At 45.8% G+C, this 2,695-nt stretch carries 1 protein-coding gene; it reads right to left on the bottom strand.

From position 1 onward, the window contains the following. Positions 1-158: 158 nt before the first annotated feature. Entirely contained in the window at positions 159-2,318 is a 2,160-nt protein-coding gene (locus J0895_RS03980) for a VgrG-related protein (protein ID WP_207086829.1), read from the bottom strand. Positions 2,319-2,695 lie beyond the last annotated feature (377 nt).

Genomic DNA, 2,695 nt, shown 5'->3' on the forward strand with positions numbered 1-2,695 from the left:
CTGAGTATTGCTACCCATTTAGGTTAAACGAAACGCACGCACAGATTAATTATACCATGGATTTGGTTAACTACGTACCTACGTTCACCCACCTTATATCCCACGGCTAAAGCACATGGGTTTTACGGTGCTTTCTATAAGTCGCCTTCTCCAGAGTCTTAACAGTTAAGGCGAATCAGGGGTGCTAAAATCCCGGCAGTGGCACCGGCGGTCACTTGGAATGAGGCACCGGAAGTAATACTCGCTGAAGCCCCACCAGTCAAACTCAGCGCACCCCCTGCAGTGGCACTTAAGGCCATGCCTGCTAGGAGATCCAATTTACCCCCCGCTTGAGCCTTCACAGCGCCCCCGGCTTGCATCTCAACTTTCCCCGCCGACTGGACATTGACTGCACTTGCGCCTTGAATGGCAACTTTCATCGGGGATTTAATATCGACTCCTTTTTGTCCCAACACTTCCACTTTCAGGCCAGAAATTTTAATCCCCGAAGTGGATATTTCAATACTATTCACGCCCACTTTCAGCAGGATTTTAGTGGTGCCGGTGACTTGAATTTCCCCCCCATTGACTTTAAGGGCGCGGGTTTTTCCCGAACTTCCTGTTTTTACGTTCATGTCGCCGACGGAGGTAATATCTATTTTTTTGCTGCCATTATCATCCATTAAGACGGTATGACCACCATTGGTTTTGGTTTCTAGTTTTTTATTTTTATCATCCAACAAAAGATAATGAGAACCGCTGGTTTTCATTTCTATCTTTTTGTCTGTATCATTCAGATGCAGTTTATGTTTCTCTCCATCAACGGTCTCGATATAAATCCCTTTTTTACTGCTGCCTTTATCTTCTTCGACAAATTGCAATTTATGCCCGAGACGAGTTTTAATGGTTCGGAGGCGTACCTTTCCATTGGCGACGGATTCGGCCACTTTTTCCGGGGGTTTATCTTTGCCATTCCACACGCCACCGATGATATAAGGTCGATGAATATCTCCATGTTCAAAGGCAACTAGCACTTCATCGTTGATTTCTGGCAAGCAGTCAAATCCGCGATCGGGTCCGCCCCCGATCGCCACCACCCGCGCCCAATTACTTTCATGTTCTTCTGTCAGGGTAGGAAATTTCACCCGCACTCGTCCTAACCCATCCGGGTCGTTATTATTAGATACCACTCCCACCATCATGGTTTGACCCGGTTCCAGTCGGGTTTCTGGTGCCACGGTGGTAGAAATATCATCTGCCCGCAATCCTCGGACACTAAATTCTGTGGTATAAATTCCTTCTTGATACAGGTGGCGGGCTTCGGTAATATAGTATTTTCCGCTATATTTTCCCATGTCGGAAAATTGGACCACTTTGCCGGTGCGGATGTCAGGATTACCTTCAGCTACGGCATCGGCATGGACAAATTCGCCGCCTAATTCATTGCACAAGGACTGGGCGATCGTATCGGCTTCTTTATTACTAAAAACCGGCTTATCAACCACTATCATTGTTGCCTTTGAGGGTTGTCCACTGAAAGCCGAACTGGTTTTTTTACCTTCTTGATATTGGGTGCTTGTCAGAACAGTGGCGGCATTTGCCTTAGAAACAATCGCTTTTTTTTGTTTATAATCCCACCCGCGTACCTCCACCGCACTCACTTGTTCCGTACTGGAAACTCGCACTCTAAAACTGTGGATATCCTGCAACCATTTTAACTCTAATGTGCTGCCTGCTTTGGGCTTCCTAAAATTAAGTTTTCCATCTTGAACGAACAGTTCAAAGCCATTGCGGGTGGCTCGTTCCCGCAGAAATTCCATGTTAGTTTGGTTCTCTTGAAACACATAATCATGGGGAGAACCACTCGAATCAATTGTCCCACTGGTGATTCCCACTTCCCCGATGACTTTCTTGAGAATATCCGTATCACTCATATTTTGAAAGGAGCGATTATATCTCCCCCGATGCAGCCGATGTCCCACGTCATACCCTCGAATCAGCATCGTAGCTTCCGAGTTTTCGGTAAAGCTACATTCAATGGAGGTAATCTCTCCTTTAAACAGGCTGGCAGTGGTTTTGCCTGTGGAAAATTCCGGGGCTTCGGTGGTACTGGAACTAAACCCAATTTCGATGGCTTTACCAATAGCAAATAATTTTTCATGTCCCCAGGGGTCTCCTGTCCCGGGGAAGTAGTCATTGTTAATAATCAGGCTAAACATTCCCGGCTGATGAATGCTTTCTTCTACGGAAATTTCTATAATATCTGCCTTTAATTGTTCAGAGGCATCAGTTCCATCTATTTTTAAGCTGGGTTGAGCTAAGTAAGAGATTGCTGTCATGGTTCTTAATGTAGTTTTGCTATAAATTTCGATGATAATTAATCAATGAAAAGCGCCCCATCAGTTCTAATAGACCCAGATTAAATCCCCCAATGACCAATGACCAATCTTGCCCTGAGCCTGTCGAAGGGGACCAATGACCAATCAACCAATGACCAAGGACCAAGGACCAATGACCAATCAACCAATGACCAAGGACCAAGGACCAATGACCAATCAACCAATGACCAATGACCAATGACCAATGACCAATGACCAATGACCAATGACCAATCCCTCTTATTTCCCAGTCGCCTTATCCACTTCAGTTAGGGTCAAATCCACTCGCGCTTGCACGGGGGTTCCATCGGCTAAAAAGCGGGTTAATCTATAGCTGA

This window comes from Phormidium pseudopriestleyi FRX01, from assembly GCF_017313335.1.
Taxonomy (GTDB): Bacteria; Cyanobacteriota; Cyanobacteriia; order Cyanobacteriales; family Laspinemataceae; genus Laspinema; species Laspinema pseudopriestleyi.